12 protein-coding genes are annotated in these 17015 nt (G+C 43.7%); 10 read left to right on the forward strand and 2 right to left on the reverse strand.

Annotated elements, in window-relative coordinates:
- Nucleotides 1-8: 8 nt before the first annotated feature.
- Complete coding sequence (lptM, locus tag M917_RS14085; RefSeq protein ID WP_021815443.1) at nt 9-302, reverse strand: LPS translocon maturation chaperone LptM; 294 nt, start codon at nt 300-302, stop codon at nt 9-11.
- A gap of 656 nt (nt 303-958) precedes the next feature.
- Here lptM and M917_RS13510 point away from each other — a divergent pair.
- The 9 genes from M917_RS13510 to M917_RS13550 all read left to right on the forward strand — a co-directional run bounded on the left by M917_RS13510 (nt 959) and on the right by M917_RS13550 (nt 11946).
- On the forward strand, nt 959-2191 hold the full coding sequence (locus tag M917_RS13510) for an acetate/propionate family kinase (protein WP_021815445.1): 1233 nt from the start codon (nt 959-961) through the stop codon (nt 2189-2191).
- A 127-nt stretch (nt 2192-2318) separates the two neighbouring features.
- Nucleotides 2319-4466, forward strand: coding sequence for a phosphate acetyltransferase (gene pta, locus M917_RS13515; protein ID WP_021815447.1), 2148 nt, complete (start codon nt 2319-2321; stop codon nt 4464-4466).
- Nucleotides 4467-4642: 176 nt separating this feature from the next.
- Entirely contained in the window at nt 4643-5551 is a 909-nt protein-coding gene (locus tag M917_RS13520) for a nicotinate-nicotinamide nucleotide adenylyltransferase (protein WP_021815448.1), read from the forward strand.
- Between the two features lie 125 nt (nt 5552-5676).
- Nucleotides 5677-6090, forward strand: coding sequence for a ribosome silencing factor (rsfS, locus tag M917_RS13525; protein WP_021815449.1), 414 nt, complete (start codon nt 5677-5679; stop codon nt 6088-6090).
- A 213-nt stretch (nt 6091-6303) separates the two neighbouring features.
- Nucleotides 6304-7080 (forward strand): MOSC domain-containing protein, encoded by a 777-nt coding sequence (locus M917_RS13530; protein WP_021815451.1) that lies wholly within the window; start codon nt 6304-6306, stop codon nt 7078-7080.
- Between the two features lie 49 nt (nt 7081-7129).
- Entirely contained in the window at nt 7130-7612 is a 483-nt protein-coding gene (locus M917_RS13535) for a DUF2247 family protein (protein ID WP_040642892.1), read from the forward strand.
- Between the two features lie 54 nt (nt 7613-7666).
- Nucleotides 7667-8551 (forward strand): N-acetylmuramoyl-L-alanine amidase, encoded by an 885-nt coding sequence (locus M917_RS13540; RefSeq protein WP_021815452.1) that lies wholly within the window; start codon nt 7667-7669, stop codon nt 8549-8551.
- A gap of 28 nt (nt 8552-8579) precedes the next feature.
- Nucleotides 8580-8765 carry a hypothetical protein gene (locus tag M917_RS13545; RefSeq protein WP_021815453.1) on the forward strand — a complete coding sequence of 62 codons (186 nt, stop codon included), beginning with the start codon at nt 8580-8582 and terminating at the stop codon, nt 8763-8765.
- 112 nt (nt 8766-8877) lie between these two features.
- Nucleotides 8878-11946, forward strand: a complete 3069-nt coding sequence (locus M917_RS13550; protein WP_021815454.1) for an HD domain-containing protein — start codon at nt 8878-8880, stop codon at nt 11944-11946.
- A gap of 106 nt (nt 11947-12052) precedes the next feature.
- Here M917_RS13550 and purL read toward each other — a convergent pair whose 3' ends face one another.
- Nucleotides 12053-16069, reverse strand: a complete 4017-nt coding sequence (purL, locus tag M917_RS13555) for a phosphoribosylformylglycinamidine synthase (RefSeq protein WP_021815455.1) — start codon at nt 16067-16069, stop codon at nt 12053-12055.
- Nucleotides 16070-16448: 379 nt separating this feature from the next.
- Here purL and M917_RS13560 point away from each other — a divergent pair, with 379 nt between their 5' ends.
- Nucleotides 16449-16943, forward strand: coding sequence for a pyridoxamine 5'-phosphate oxidase family protein (locus tag M917_RS13560; protein WP_021815456.1), 495 nt, complete (start codon nt 16449-16451; stop codon nt 16941-16943).
- The last annotated feature ends 72 nt before the right edge of the window (nt 16944-17015 follow it).

Genomic DNA, 17015 nt, shown 5'->3' on the forward strand with positions numbered 1-17015 from the left:
AACACGCCCTAATAATCATTGGGATCGTTGCTGGGTTCTGGCAGCTCAAAATTGGGGTTTTGTTGATCCTCATCGATACCAGCAAAAGCGGCATCTTGTGGCTGGCTAGTACTCGCTAACATCGCCGTGCTTTCTTGAACCGTTTGACCGCTAGCATCTGTCAAATATAGAGCGCCTTTTTGTCCACATCCTGATATACCTAGCATCACAACACTACCCATAATAAAAGTAGAGAGAACACGACGACTGACACGGGCGGCATTAGAGTGCTCGGTTTTTAAAGAATGGCGTATAGTAAGCATAAAGTAGATAACCTGTAACCTTGTAATGGTATAAGTATAATAGAAAAAAGGCGACGCATACAGAATATAGAAATAACCAAATATAATAAAAGCCGTCATCAAAAAACGGCACAGATGGCTGCCTTGAATAATAGCATTATTATATAAAGCTGTGCGCATACTGAATACGACTAACCAATAAATTTAGAGAAGGTGAACACTTGGCCTTACTAAGACTTATTGTTTTACTGTAATAAGCGGTCGTTGCTAAAAAAATCCATACATAGCACCACTCATTAAAAGGATTTATATTCATTTAGAAAAATTTTCTTACAATTTTTATCATCGCTGATTTTTTGCTTTAGTGCCTGAGCAACCCTAGCTACAATCGGTGTACAGTTGTATTCGACAAGCAATCGTCTGTCGCTATAACCCTTTTAGTTATCGTGGTATAACCACAAAAATATGTTACATTATGCTCAACCTTGTGGCTGTACTAAGGCGCTAGTATGCGACTTAGCTAACACTTATATTAATAGTGCCAGCCCAAACACGATCGAAATCAGCAATATACTTGCTCAACGTATATCAGCATGGATGTGGCTGATTTTTATTTATTTAACCGGTATTCATCGATGATGAATCACCATTTATAAAATACAATCTAAGGATAGAGTATGAGCGCCAGCCCAACCACCACTTTTGATGACAACAATACTGACACATCAACCCTGACCAACCCTACCTTAGTCCTTAACTGCGGTTCTTCCTCCATCAAATACGCACTGATTAGCGATGACAATGCTACTCGTATCACTGGTTTGGCCGAAAACCTAGGACTGGATACTGCCCGTATCAAACACACCACGCTCAACGGGGAAAAGCTTGAGATTTCTATCCCAGGTGGCCGTCATAAGTTAGCGCTACAAAAAATCCTTGAGCTATTAGAGCAGTATCATTTCATCGCGGTCGGTCATCGCGTGGTTCATGGCGGCCGTGAGTACTCAGAAGCCGTTCGTGTCGATGAACATGTGCTCGACGAAGTAAAGCGTCTAAAAGTATTGGCACCGCTACACAACCCAGCAAATGCCTTGGGCATCGAAGCCGTCCAAGCTATTTATCCTGATATGCCGCAAGTGGTCGTTTTTGATACCGCCTTTCACCAAACCATGCCACCCGTTGCTTTTCGCTATCCATTACCAAAAGCGCTGTATGAAGAGCATAAAATCCGTCGTTATGGCTTTCATGGTACGTCTCATGCTTATGTCTCAGAGCGAGCAACTGAAATCACGGATGCGAGCGGCACGCATGGTTGGCTGACCGCGCATCTCGGCAACGGCTGTTCAGCGACTGCCGTTTATGATGGCAAAAGTCTCGATACCAGTATGGGTCTGACTCCACTTGAAGGCCTGATGATGGGTACGCGTAGTGGCGATGTGGATCCAAGTCTGCACATACATCTAAAGCGCCAGCTCGACATGAGCTTAGAAGATATCGACACCATGCTCAATAAAGAAAGCGGTTTACTCGGTATCTCAGGATTGTCTAATGACTTGCGTACCATCGAACAAGCGGCTAGCGAAGGTCATAAAGACGCAGAGCTTGCCATTGAGATGTTCTGCTACCGCGTTGGTAAATACCTTGCCAGCTTGAGCTGTGCGTTGCCTGAGCTTACTGGTATTGTCTTCACAGGCGGTATCGGTGAAAATTCTGTCACCACGCGTACCCGTATCTTAGAAGTGATGCGTCATTTCGGTATCAAAGTAGATGTGGACAAAAACGCAAAATTAGTTGGTGGCAATGAAGGCAGCTTCCATAGCAGCGATAGTAGCCTTGAGCTATGGGTTATACCAACAGATGAAGAAGGTCGTATCGCTCAAGAAACGCGTGAAGCTTTGAACTTAGTCTAGGCTCGATAGTCTTTGGGTGTTTTTTACCCAGCGCTTCTTATGAGTCAATGATGAGAAGCGCGACGTTTTGCTCATTTCAGCAAGGATGACTTGAGCTTTAAAAATATAATAAACCGTAGGATACACTATGCAAACTATTTTACTTGTTCCCATCAGCCGCGGTATTGGTGTCACATCAGCCGCGCTGGGTCTGATTCGTGCTTTTGACTACAATGGTATAAAAGCGGGCTTTATGAAGCCGTTTTTGCAAGATGACACGTTAGATAAGCAGCGCAGCTTAGACAGCTCAAGTGCCTTGACCATGCATGCTTTTGGTCTAAATCCACCCAAATCTATCAGTCGTCAACGCGTAGAGCGCATGATTGGTGATGGCAATATTGATGACCTGTTAGAAGAGGTGGTCGTCAATTATCATACGATTGGTGATGGTCATGACGTGGTCATCTGCGAGGGACTAGTACCGACTACCGAGACCTCTTATGCCTCGCAAATCAACCGTGCCATTGCTCATGCACTAGATGCCAAAATCATTTTTGTCAGTACCGCTGATACCAGCAAACCTGCCTATTTGGCCGACAAGCTCGATGTTCACGCTCGTGAGTTTGGCGGTATCGCCAATGCCCGTACGCTCGGCGTGATTTTGATGCGTGTGCACGATGTTCCCAATACTTTTGAGAACCAGCCTGTGGCTCCTGGTGAGGCAATGGTTAGCTTGGACAAAACGTTCATGCAAGAAGTCCAGCGCTTGTCACCACATTTCGATACTGAGGTGTTTCGCTTGATCGGTGTGGTGCCATTTAGCGACTCATTATCCGTGCCGCGTACTTGGGATATTGCCACTGAGCTTGATGCCAAATGGCTCAATGTCGGTGACGCAAAAACGCGCCGTATCAACCGTATTAGCCTAACGGCACGCTCCGTTGCGCGCGTCGATGAAGTGTTCAAACGCGGCACTCTTATCGTCGTCCCAGGGGATCGCGATGACTTATTGTTAGCGGCTGGATTGGCCTGTATCAATGGCATTCCGCTGGCAGGTTTGGTCTTGACGGGCGGTGTCGAGCCAAGTGCAACGGTTGCTGAGCTGTGGCAGTCAGCGCTCAAAACTGGCATTCCGGTGATGAGTGTCGAAAGCGACAGTTATGAGACCGTACAGAGTTTGATGCATATGAGCTCTGAGATTCCGAGTGATGATACCGCACGCGCTGAAGAAGTGGCGCGTTACGTGGCGGCACATTTGAACTTGGACTGGATTAAAGAATATTTCAGCCGCGATTATGAGCCGCGTTTGTCACCTTCTGCCTTTCGCCATCAGTTGGTCAAAAAAGCCCAGCACGCCAAAAAACGCATCGTGCTGCCAGAAGGCTCGGAGCCGCGTACTGTGGAAGCAGCTTGTATCTGTCAAAGCCGCGGTATCGCTAATTGTGTCCTACTCGCGAAGCGTTCTGATGTCGAACAAGTGGCCAAAAACCGTGATTTGACCTTACCAGAAGGTCTGGAAATCATCGATCCTGACGACCTAGATATGAGCAAATATATCGCAGCGGTCGTTGAGCGCCGTAAAGGCAAAACCAGCGAAGATGTCGCGGCAGAATACCTAAAAGATACCGTGTATTTGGGCACTACCATGCTACAAATGGACGAAGTCGATGGCTTGGTCTCTGGCGCGATTCACACCACTGCCAACACCGTTCGCCCAGCATTTCAGTTGATTAAGACCGCCCCGCAGTACTCTTTGGTATCGTCGGTATTCTTTATGCTGTTGCCTGAGCAAGTGGTTGTCTATGGTGACTGTGCCATCAACCCTGACCCAACGGCAGAAGAGTTGGCCGAGATTGCCATTCAATCGGCGCAATCTGCCGCTGCCTTCGGTATTGATCCAAAAGTTGCCATGATTAGCTATTCTACTGGCTCATCAGGCGCAGGCGCAGACGTCGAAAAAGTCACTCGTGCCACCCAAATCGTCCGCGAACGCGAACCAAATCTCAAGGTCGATGGTCCACTACAGTATGATGCTGCCTCGGTCATGAGCGTCGGTAAACAAAAAGCCCCTGACTCACCTGTTGCGGGACAAGCCAATGTCTTTATTTTCCCAGACCTCAATACCGGTAACACCACTTACAAAGCCGTACAGCGTAGTGCCAATGTCATCAGCGTGGGCCCGATGTTGCAAGGTTTGAATAAGCCTGTAAACGATTTATCACGCGGTGCTTTGGTCGATGATATTGTGTATACCATCGCCCTGACCGCCATCCAAGCGTATAGCGATTTGATTTAATCGTTGTCACGTTTGCCTAAAAACCATACGTTTTATCACCGACTATCGTAATGATAGTCGGTTTTTTCTTAAGGGTTTTTATTGAAAATGTTATGACTTTTGCGAGCTTTTGATGACAGCCGCCGCCGTGCCCTCTACAATAACGCTCTTCTCTCTCGCTTTTTGCTCATTTATTTATGCCCACTATTACCAATGACCGTCACGACAAACATTCTGCGCCCACCATTCGCGCTTATCTAGGCGGCTCATTTGACCCCGTGCACAGCGGTCATGTACAAATGGCAATGACCGTTTATCACTGTTTGTTACCGATAGCGACGCTACAACAGCGCGATCTGCGCGTGTCATTATTGCCAAACGCCCGTTCGCCATTCAAAACACACAGCACCGACCCTGCCCATCGTTTGGCCATGTTAAAACTGGCAACGCGCAATACACCCTTACAAATTAACGAGCTGGAATTATGGCAAACGCCGCCTGTCTATACCATCGATAGTGTGCGTACCTTAAGACAGCGCTATCCTAATGACTGTTTGATATTTATCATGGGTATAGATAGCGCCCGTAGTTTGGATCAATGGAAAGACGGACTCAGGCTGACGGATTATGTCAATCTTTGGATTTTTAGTCGTCACGGTATGAATAGCGTGTCTGACGTTTATAACGATGTTAGAGCGGATAACCTTGTTGAGGAAAATTTAACGAAGCAAGAGACGGCGGCACTACAAGCCCAGCTGCCGACACCGTTACAAAACCTAGTCATCGACGCACCGACTGAGTTGCTCTTGCCCCCTTCTCAAACGCTTGCAGATAGCAGCGCCTTGAAAAATGCTTATAAAGGCCACATTTATATAGACAATCGTCCTGTAATGGCCATCTCAAGTACTGAGCTACGTCAGCAATTACAGTCAACGACAAATCGCTCAAATACGACAGCGCCAGCCGAAACGCAAACTACCTTTGTAACACCAATAAATGCTATCATTAGCAATACTACATCCAATCCATTCGTTAAATGGCTAAATCCTGCTGTTTATCATTATATTATTGCCCATCAGCTATATTCTGCGGCGCAATTCCGTTAAAATCACTTTATCATTTTTCCTATTTTGTCTTTATACGTGACTGGTGATATCCGGTCAGTTGGACAATACCCATCAATGATTTACCTTTTTATTTTATATATTGACGATTCAAGAGATTAAAATTTATGATCAACACCATGACTGAAGAACGCTTAACCGTGTGCTTAAACCTTGTCCAAAGCGCGCTAGAAGATATGAAAGCTAAGAACATCACTGTACTAAATGTAGAAGACTTGACCGACGTCACCGAACGCATCGTCATCGCTGACGGTACGTCAAAACGCCATGTGCGTGCGATGGCTGATAGTGTCGGCGCTGAAGCCAAGCAAGGCGGCTTTATGCCACTTGGCCGTGAAGGCGGCCTCGACTCTGACTGGACGTTGATTGATTTGGGTGCGGTCGTCGTTCATATGATGACGCCACAAGCCCGTGAGTTCTATGACTTAGAAGGCCTATGGTCATCACCTGAACAATTGGCTGAACTGGTCGCTGTGCCACGTGAAAAGAAAACAGCCGGTCGTCGCAACAAAAACAAATAAGACTATTGAGTGCGATGCTCGTATAAACTTGCAACGCATAAAATCAAAAAGACCAGAGGCTTATTCTGGTCTTTTTTTATGTCTGCATATTGGTACATATCTCTATAAATATGTGCAGTATAAATAAGCTGAAAGCCGCCCATGATTGCGCTAAGATAATGGTAATCATGAAATCGTATTTACTTAAAAAACGACCAGCCATTAGGAAAGCCAATGTGCACAGAATTTGCCGACACCAGCACAAAAAAACAAACCGACTCCAACTTCAATACGACTCTGCCGCTACATATCGCCAATTTGACCTGCGTCCGCGCAGGCAAAGCCATGCCGTTCACCCGTGAGCAAATGAGCGCCATTGATAAAGCGCCCATCAAAGCGCCCGTTGCCGTCAACTTCATGGGATTAACCACCGATGAGCAGGCCGACCGCAAGCATCATGGTGGCCCCTTAAAAGCGGTGCATCAATTGCCGATTGCAACTTACGAGAAGATCAACGCAGAATTTGGTTTAAAAGTGCGTATCGGTACGTTGGGCGAAAACCTCACCACCGAAGCAGTCAATGGTTTGCCTGAAATGGACGAATCTACCGTTTGTATCGGTGACGTCTATCATTATGGGCAATTGGATGGAGAGAGAGTTGTTAATAGTGATAACTCTGTCCAATTACGCATCGTCCAACCGCGCCGCCCCTGCTACAAAATCAATGACCAAATCGGACAATTTACCAAAGTGCCAAATATCGCCTCTTGGGTCAGTAAGCAAGGTATATCGGGTTGGTATTTTCAAGTGGTTCGTGATGGCGTGATTAATGCTGACTTGCCCGTATATCTGGTCGAGCGCCCCTATCCGTTTGCCACGCTTGAAACACTGTGGCAGCTGGCGAATAGTAAAGAGAAGTTTGATGCCGATGTGATTGAGCCGTGGCTGGCGATTGAGTGTTTGGAAGAGAGTTGGAAAAAGGTGTTGGCTAAAAAGATTCGGAAGGATTAGAGGTAATTTTATTCAGTGTTTATGAAAACGACAGTAATAAGGTCAAATAATGAATGACATAACTATTCCTTTTTATTTTTTGGATGAAAATCATATTGTCTTATCTGCGAAGGAAGTCGACTATGCTATTAGGTATGAGCTAATCTACTTGAAAGACTTAGGTAAAATTGTCGATGTGTCACTGGTTAAATACCCTAACGATGGCAGTCTGCTAGAATTGGCGCTTGATTTTTTGTTAGACAATTTCTGTATAAACACTGATGTTAGTAATGATGTGGAGCTAGAAAGCGACTTAGTAAGCAGTAAATGGAGATATATCCTCTTGCTTTGGTTATATGAAAATAGAAAAGGTAGTACTACTGACTACGATAGAATCAATATAATTTATGCTGACTTCGGTTACCCTTTGGATATGGAGAGATTCATAAGTTACATGCCTGCTCATGATGATTATGAAACACTAGGCTACCAAAATATTTTGAATAACTGGAATGTCTATTTGAATACTTATAAATACCTAATTGAATCTTAAAAATAATTCTATTTAAGTTACTCTCTACCTATCCTTTCCTACACAGAGCATTTCATGGCAAAAAATATTATATCGACGGCATTGGCATGCGGATTAACACTCTCCTTGATTGGTTGCGTGACAACAGCTCCGCACGTAGCAACGACCAAAAACTACATCGTAGATAGCGATACCTACCAAGCGACTGGCAAAAGCGAGCGCATCAAATTTATCGTCCTACACTATACAGTCTCAGACAATGAGCGCTCAATCAAAACCTTGACCACTGGCAACGTGAGTGCGCACTACCTTATCTTGTCCAATGACGATAATAAAATTTATAACCTCGTACCCGAATCTGAGCGCGCTTGGCATGCAGGCGACGGCGGGTTTTCAGGACGAACGATATTAAATGACACCTCTATCGGCATCGAGATTGTCAATAACGGCATCAAGCCTGACTATCGAGACGCACTCAAAAATGGCGAACTCGACTATCACCCTTACGACCACTATGTCGAATTTGATGAATTGCAGATTAAAAAAGTCGCAGAGCTGGTGCAAGATATCGCCACGCGCTATGACATCTCACCCAAAAACATCATCGGTCACTCGGACATGGCACCCTCGCGCAAGATCGACCCCGGTGCGAAGTTCCCGTGGGAGCGTCTCTATAAAGAGTATGGTATCGGCGCTTGGTATGATGAGGCGGACAAGCAAGAAATTATGAGTCGGCGTACCTTGGTCGCGCCAAGTGTGCAAGAAATCAAGCAAGAATTCCGCAAATACGGCTATCAAATCAATAATAGCGATGAGTGGGATAAGCCGAGCCGCGATGTCATTTATGCGTTTCAACTGCATTTCAGGCCGCAGCAGCCAACGGGTAATATAGATGCTGAAACCTATGCAATATTGCAGGCGCTAAACCAGAAATATGCTGGTCGGGATGATTTTTATTAAGTGTTGAAAATATTAAGAGACATAAGCTATGAGTCATTCTAAAAAAGATGAGCAAGACGATCTGCAAAAATACCTAGAAGAAAAAGCCAAGCAAGAGCAGGAAAGCGAAAAGGAATCTGAGCCGCTCTCTGCTTATGAAGCTTGTGTGGTAAAAGAAAGTGCTAAAATTCATGAGTTGATCGCTGAGGCTCAAAAGCATTCAAAAGATAAATAGTTGAATGAAAATATTTTTTATCCTCTAATCATGCGTTTACGGTAAAATCAACCTATGTTGATAAGTAATATAAAACTCAAACATCATATGTAGAAATTAAAAGGGACTTACCATGAGCGCAGGATTAATCAAACATCTAAAAAGAAAAACCGAAGAAGACAGCAATACAAAAATATTGATGTCGCAATGGGAATTTGATGAAAAGCTCGTCGGTAAGTCACTTGAAAATGTGGGCAGTTATTACCCACACTTTAGTAGTCATAACAAATCACACTCACAGCAAATACTCGTCAATATCGAACGTCTACTCGGTAGCAATATTGAAAAGCTAACAGCGACAGACACATGGCTAATATTGGAGGCAGCCTACTGGCATGATATCGGTATGCTATTCAATGCGGATGAGGTTCAAGATGTAATTGAAAATGAGCATTTTAAAGACTACGTTGAAGAGCTTGCTAATAACAATGTTCAAGACTTACATGAGTTTGCCAAAGTTTGGCATAACGATGGTTGGGAAGCTGCTCTTATTCACTACGACAATCCGTATAAGGGTGTAGAGAAGTACCGTCAGATGGTTGCGGAATGGTATCGCAAAGGTCACGCTAAAAACTCAAACGATGTTGTTTTAAAGCCATTTGAAAAGCTCAATATTAGCTCTCCGCGTACTGAATTACTTCCCAAACGTATCTATCGTTATCTTGGCCAAATCTGCTGGGCGCACGGTCTTGGTTTTGAAGATTATGTAATGAAAACATTACCCTTCCGCCAAACGGGTATGGGTACAGAAAATTGCCATCCTCGTTTTGTCGCGTGCTTGCTACGTTTAGGTGATTTGTTTGATATCGATGACAATCGTTTTTGTCCTGTAATGGCAAGGCAAGTTGGTAATATGCCATCTCTTAGTAAGACACATGACCATAAACATCAAGCTATTCGTGAGTTTCAGCTAGATAATGAAACAGTAAGTATAACGGCTATTTGTAGTACAGAAATGGCATATATTGAATGCCGCAATTGGTTTGATTGGATCAAGGAAGAGATTCAAAACCAGATGTCACAGTGGAAAAACATCGTGCCCAGTCGTGAGTTTGGTCTTCTCCCGACTATTAATAAGTTAAATGTTGAAATGGATGACTCAAAAATCTTACTTAATGATAAACCGATGAAGTTTTCATTGGACGAACGTAGTGCAATTGAGCTTTTGCAAGGAAAGAACTTGTATGACGATGAAATTAACATTTACAGAGAGTTGTTTCAGAACGCTATCGATGCAACTTATATTAGAGTTTGGACTGAATTTGGAGATAGCTCTCCTAAACCTAAACTGAATAAACAGTCAAATCCATACAGTGAAGAGTTTTTGAATGTAATTCGTGACTATCCTATTTCTGTAAGTTTCACTAAAATTAAAGATGAAAATGATTCAGACTATAGCATTTGGAAGTTTAGCATTAGCGATATGGGTACTGGAATTAGTATTAAAGATCTCGAATATATGCAAAAGATTGCTGGTTCTAGCAAAAATCTAGAAAGAAAGAAAATTATTAATGACATGCCATTGCCTATACGCCCTTCAGGTACATTTGGTATTGGCTTACATAGTGCGTTTCTCCTTTTAGAAGGGAACGAATCTCCATACAATAAAGTCTATATTGAAACGAGAAGTATTTTCGATAGTAATTCCTATAATATTGAAATGACTTCTCCAATTTCTAATAATCAAGGTTATTGCTTCATCGAGAAAATAGACAGCAATACTTCTAGGAGCTTTGGGACTACATTATCTATATATCTTAGGCTTAAAAGAAGAGGAATGAGATACAATTCGCGTCTTTTTGATCCAAACGACGAAGAAAAATTAGTTGATGAAGTTCAAAATACATATGATCCAATTGAGCAACCTATATTTGATTATTTACAAATAATAACTAAAATAGGTGACCTTAAAAATAAAATTATAAAAAACATTCCTGTATCAGTTAGTTTGAACAAAGATTTTAATAATTATGACAGCATATCTCGTCACAAAGACGAATTGATATGGGATAGTAAATATAATTTATTTTTTGGAGTATCTAATTGTGAGAAAGTTAATTTCTTAAAGGGGCCAAGTTATCGTCTGAATAATTTATTTAAAGGACAACGTGTTGAGCCTTTGACTAATTTTTTCATAATGCCAATATTTATTGATTTTTATGGATTCGACGCTAAAGATGCCCTACAGTTAGATAGAAATAAATGGAGAAAAGAGTTTCAGGAAAAAATGAATAGAGATGATTATTTTGAAGACCTCATCGAGCATCTTTTAAAAAACCATCTGCAAGCTATTAGAAATCAACTTAAAAATGATAAATTTCTTAGCTCTATACTGTCTATCTTCAGTATAGAAGATCCTAGTATTGATAAAGACCTATGGACTGAGTTGTCTTTATTTAATGACTCAGAAATTAAGTTTTCATCTGATCTCAAAGATAAACACTCGTTTAAGAAACTATTGAAATTGTCTAAACTTGATATAATTAAAGTTAATTCTAAAAACAACCTTAATTATGTCGATTTTAATACTAGCAGCCATAAAAAAACTATTATGACAACCGAGTTTAAAAAAGATTCAATTTGGACTAATAAATTTTTAGAAAAATGGTACTTAGATTCGGGATACATGGTTAGCGACGAATCTAATAAAGACATGATTACATATAGTTTTAAAAAATCATCTAGATTAGAAAATAACCTGTTAATGCTTTTATGTCAAAAGTTTTTGAATGACGACAACTCAAGAATTTCCTTATCTAAATCTAGTCTAAAACGTGCAAATTTAGATAAATTTACTTACCTCTGTTGCTTTAGTAGGGCTCACAAAAACATATTTGGTAAAGATAATACAAACGTTTCGAAGGAGTGCCTTCTACTACCTTTTACGAAGCTTTTCAAGAACGATAATAAATATCTTAACACCTACAATTTAGAGACTCTTGTTGACTTAGTATTCGAAGAATTGAAACAAGAAAACCCCACATTGAAAAAAGAGCAAGTCGAGGAGTCTTATAAAGAAATTATAATTTTAATTGATGAAAAGATGAAAGATGATGTGTTATGGAAGAAGGCTCGCAAACATGAAGATGGTTTTGAACCACATAATATTTCTGAGCTACAAAAAAAGTATAATTTTAAATAGTGACATTAGTGTGGAGAATAACTCCCCTTATTTTTTAAACCCCCAAACACAAAAAAGGTGAGCTTTGCGCCCACCTTTTTTATTATCTAAAATAACTCAGTCAATTTTAACGCAACCAAGCTCGCGCATTGCGGAACATACGCATCCACGCACCGTCCTCGTCCCACTCTTCTGGTTTCCAGCTGTGGTTATACGCTTTTAGGTTACGCTCAGGATGCGGCATCATGATAGTGACGCGACCATCGGTGCTGCATAGACCTGTGACACCGCCAAGTGAACCGTTTGGATTGAGCGGATACGTCTCGGTTGGATAACCGTGGCTATCGACATAACGCATGGCGAGCTGACCGTGTTTTGCCATACCGTCGATCCCGTTATTGTCCAGCGTGGCATAGCCTTCACCATGCGCCACAGCGATTGGCAAGATGCTGTCTTGCATACCTTTGAATAGGATCGACTTGGTACGCTCGATTTTTACGTTGACCGTACGCGCTTCAAAACGAGCCGATTTATTGGCGATAAAGCGTGGGAAATTTTCCGCGCCTGGGATCAGATCTTTGAGCTGCGCCATCATCTGGCAACCGTTACAGACGCCTAAGCTAAAGGTGTCCGGACGGGCAAAGAAGCGTACAAACTGCATGCGTAGCTCATCATGGAACAAGATAGAGTTTGCCCAGCCAGAGCCTGCGCCGAGTACGTCACCATAACTAAAGCCACCACAAGCGACTAGACCGTCGAAGTCACGTAGATTGATACGACCGCTGAGTAGATCACTCATATGTACGTCGACTGCTTCGAAGCCTGCTCGGGTAAAGCCTGCTGCCATTTCCGTCTGACCATTGACGCCTTGCTCACGCAAGATAGCTACTCTTGGCTTAGTATCGCGACTAGCCAAGTACGGCTCTTCGACTTTTTGATTGAGATCGTAGTTTGGCGCGGCGATAAGACCTTGATGGCTGGCATCACTGATCAAGTCATACTCTTGCTGTACGCAGGCAGGATTGTCACGGCGACGTGCGATTTGATAGCTGACCTGAGTCCATGCTTGCTGTAACTCACTACGGCTAAAGCGTAACGTGTCGTCACCCATAAGCGTTGGCGTTTGAATCAGTAGGCTGTCTTCTTCACTGCTTTGACCGACGAGGCTCATCATGTCGCTGACATTAAATTCTTCTGCCAATTGCATGAGAGCCGCGACGTTTTCTGGCAATACTTGGATGACCGCGCCCAGCTCTTCACTGAACAGCTGACCGAGTAAATTGTCATCGGTCAATGACAGCTTGATGCCTTGACGGCTGGTAAACTGCATCTCAGCGATGGTAGCTAGTAAACCGCCATCACCGATATCGTGATAGGCGCTGATGACGCCTTGCGCATTACCCGCTTGGATAAAGTTAAAGAAATCGACCAAGTCGCTTGGCTGCGCCAGATCTGGGCAATCATTACCTAATTGGCTAAGCGTTTGTGCAAGGATTGAACCGCCGAGACGCAATTGTCCTTTAGACAAGTCAATACGGTAAAACGCGCTGTCGCCATTGATCAGCTCAGGCGTTAGCGTTTTTGCCACATCAACGACAGGAGCAAACGCCGTCACGACTAGGCTCATTGGCGACACGACTGATTTATCTTGGCTTTGATTATCAGCATCTGCGTCATTCCAGTTAGCACGCATGGATAGCGAGTCTTTGCCGACTGGAATGGCGATACCCAGTGCTGGACACAGCTCTTCGCCAATGGCATGTACGGCATCAAACAATGCCGCATCTTCCGCATCGTCGCCACACGCTGCCATCCAGTTAGCTGACATGGTGATATCAGACAACTGAGCGATACGCGCACCAGCGATGTTAGTAATCGCCTCACCCACTGCCAGACGTGCAGAGGCTTTTGGGCTAATAAGCGCAACAGGCGTACGTTCACCAACACTCATGGCTTCGCCGCTCATTGGCTGACCATCTAGTGCTATCAAGCCTGACGCTGTCACCGCGCAATCTGACACAGGCACTTGATAGCGACCCACATACTGATCACGCACGACCATACCGGTGATCGAACGGTCACCAATGCTGATCAAAAATGATTTGCTCGCCACGGTTGGGTGACGCAATACATCGGTGATTGATTCGGCTAAGTTCACATCGCCAAGCTCTAGTGCTGGCAGTGTGCGCTCAGAACGCTCAAAGCTACGCTGCATTTTTGGTGTACCACCGAGCAATACTTGCATCGGCATGTCGACTGGTTGCTCAGCCAATAACTCATCATCAACGATCAACTGACGGATATCCGTCGCCTCGCCCAAGATGGCATATGGGCAGCGCTCACGGGCACAGATGGCATCGAACTGATCTTTGCTCTCTGGGCGAATCGCCAGCACATAACGCTCTTGCGCTTCGTTTGACCAGATGGCCATTGGTGACATGCCAGCTTCTAGCGATGGGATCTTACGCAAGTTCAGATGCGCGCCCATTTCATGGTCATTGACCAGCTCTGGCATCGCATTAGACAGACCACCTGCCCCGACGTCATGCAATGAGACGATTGGGTTGCCGTCTTTGCTATTGTTACTAGCGTCTACATCATCACCAGCTAAGGCCCAGCAGCGATCGAGGACTTCTTGACAGCGGCGCTCCATCTCAGCGTTATCGCGCTGAACTGAGGCAAAGTCCAAGCCTTCATCAAGTACGCCACTATCGACTGAAGAAGCTGCTCCGCCACCCAGACCGATTTGCATAGCAGGGCCACCAAGGACGATGAGCAAGTCACCTTTTCGGATGGCATTTTTTTCGATGAGGTTGCGTTTGATATTGCCGTAACCACCTGCCAGCATAATTGGCTTGTGATAGCCGCGCATCTCACTACCATCTTTTGCCGCAGAAGTATCAAGCTGAAAACTGCGGAAATAACCGCATAGGTTTGGACGACCAAACTCATTAGAGAAATTGGCGCTACCTAACGGCGCTTCCGTCATAATCTCAAGGCTGGTGGCCATACGATCTGGCGTGCCATAGTCTTGCGTGCTCAGCTGACCTGACTGCTCCCACTTCTCGCTAAGCTCTGGGATATGCAAGTGTGACACATGAAAACCTGTCAGACCTGCTTTCGGTTTACCGCCGCGACCAGTCGCGCCTTCATCACGTATCTCGCCGCCTGCACCTGTCGCTGCGCCAGAATAAGGCGCAATCGCTGTCGGGTGATTGTGCGTCTCAACTTTCATTAAGATATCGATGTCTTCTTGATGAAAGCCATAAGGATGGATTGAGCTGGCGTCCATGGCATCAGTCGGGATAGGATAAAAACGCCAGCCTTCAGACCCTGCCATGACCGCAGCATTGTCTTTATAGGCCGACAAGATACCTTGTGGATTAGACTGGTAGGTGTTTTTGATCATTTGGAACAATGACTTGGGCTGTACCTCGCCATCGACTGTCCACTCAGCATTAAAAATCTTATGACGGCAATGCTCTGAGTTCGCTTGGGCAAACATCATCAACTCAACGTCCGTTGGATTACGCTTTAGCTCATTAACATAAGCATTCATCAAATAATCAATGTCTTCAACCGATAAAGCAAAGCCAAATTCGGTATTGGCTGATTCTAGTGCTGTGCGACCTTGTCCAATCACATCGATATGATGCAATGACGCTGGCGACTCGTCGTCAAACAGTTTACTCACATCGTTCAAATCATAAACCAAGCTTTGGGTCATGCGATCAAACAATAACTGCTCAGCAGCAGTTGGCAGTTTGTTATCAGCCGCACTGTCAGCCAATTTATTATCAAGCGTTAGCGTATAAACAATGACGCGCTCAACGCGATTGATCTCAATTTCACAGTTATTAAAAATATCGGTCGCTTTACTTGCCCATGGCGATATCGTACCAAAACGCGGACTAACAATGACTTGTAGCTGGTTGTCTTGAGGGGCATCTAGCGTTACCGCTGGTTCAACCGCCAGTAAATCTAGCGCTTTTTTATGCTCATCACCACTTAACGCTCGTGATAGCACATACACTTGCTGAGTGTTGATTTGACTGACATTTAGCTCGGTTTTTTGCTGAAATTGACTGATGAGTTGCTGCGTCTGAAAATCGGTAAGAAACGGTTGTCCGGCGATGGTCATCATAAAGGCATAATCCGTAAGATCAAGGCATCTCTGCCATGCAAAGTAAATGGTCTGCGTATTATAACAAGAAGCCTTATAAGAAGCAGGACTAAACCAAGATAAATTGCCTTTAACGACTATAAATTGACTGGAAATTCAATGGTAAATATATTTTCTATACGGGATCTTTCTACAGCAGCAAGCTTTCGCTTTGCTGGTCACAGTCTTTACTTAACCTTTATATACCTTACAAACACTAACATCGCATTACGCTCAAACTATATAACTGCATGGGTGTCTATCGGTACTCTACAACCAGTCAATTCAATAAGTAAAAAGACAATAATTAAAAGAGTAACAGCAATACCTCACTATAACTTTAATGCAATAAGGGTATACCATGAATAAGCAAGAACAACTCGACAAAATCCAAGATGTGATCAAAGACGTAAAATTTGCCATGATGAGCACTGTCAACAGTAAAGGCGATGTCCATGCTTGGCCGATGACGACCAGCGAAACCAGTATTGGTGCCAAAGAAATTTGGTTTATCGGTGATAAAACATCAGACGTCGTCAAAGACATTCAAGACAATCCAAAAATTGGTCTTTCTTATGCTTCTGAAGATGAAAAAAATTACGTTTCTGTGAGTGCCGATGCAGAGCTATCAACAGACCAAGACAAACTGGATGAGCTGTGGTCACCTGTTTACAATGCATTCTTTGAGCACGGTAAGGAAGATCCTAACGTACAATTGATAAAAGTCGTACCACATGGCGTCGAGTGTTGGTTGAGTGGCAGCTCTACAATTAATATGTTCAAAATGGCAGCAGCAGCGCTACAAGACGGCAAAACAGCTGAAGGCATGGGCGAACAGTTCTCAGTGTCTCTATAACTCAGAGCCTGTTTAGTAGAAAACAATAGAATATAAAAAATATTCTACGATAAAATTATTCATTTAAAGCGT

This window comes from Psychrobacter aquaticus CMS 56, assembly GCF_000471625.1.
Taxonomy (GTDB): Bacteria; Pseudomonadota; Gammaproteobacteria; order Pseudomonadales; family Moraxellaceae; genus Psychrobacter; species Psychrobacter aquaticus.

Coding starts and splice junctions, on each gene's coding strand:
- M917_RS13560 (WP_021815456.1), top strand. CDS start 16,449: ATGAATAAGCAAGAACAACTCGACAAAATCCAAGATGTGATCAAAGAC.
- purL (WP_021815455.1), bottom strand. CDS start 16,069: ATGATGACCATCGCCGGACAACCGTTTCTTACCGATTTTCAGACGCAG.
- lptM (WP_021815443.1), bottom strand. CDS start 302: ATGCTTACTATACGCCATTCTTTAAAAACCGAGCACTCTAATGCCGCC.
- M917_RS13535 (WP_040642892.1), top strand. CDS start 7,130: ATGAATGACATAACTATTCCTTTTTATTTTTTGGATGAAAATCATATT.
- M917_RS13520 (WP_021815448.1), top strand. CDS start 4,643: ATGCCCACTATTACCAATGACCGTCACGACAAACATTCTGCGCCCACC.
- M917_RS13550 (WP_021815454.1), top strand. CDS start 8,878: ATGAGCGCAGGATTAATCAAACATCTAAAAAGAAAAACCGAAGAAGAC.
- M917_RS13545 (WP_021815453.1), top strand. CDS start 8,580: ATGAGTCATTCTAAAAAAGATGAGCAAGACGATCTGCAAAAATACCTA.
- M917_RS13530 (WP_021815451.1), top strand. CDS start 6,304: ATGTGCACAGAATTTGCCGACACCAGCACAAAAAAACAAACCGACTCC.
- pta (WP_021815447.1), top strand. CDS start 2,319: ATGCAAACTATTTTACTTGTTCCCATCAGCCGCGGTATTGGTGTCACA.
- rsfS (WP_021815449.1), top strand. CDS start 5,677: ATGATCAACACCATGACTGAAGAACGCTTAACCGTGTGCTTAAACCTT.
- M917_RS13510 (WP_021815445.1), top strand. CDS start 959: ATGAGCGCCAGCCCAACCACCACTTTTGATGACAACAATACTGACACA.
- M917_RS13540 (WP_021815452.1), top strand. CDS start 7,667: ATGGCAAAAAATATTATATCGACGGCATTGGCATGCGGATTAACACTC.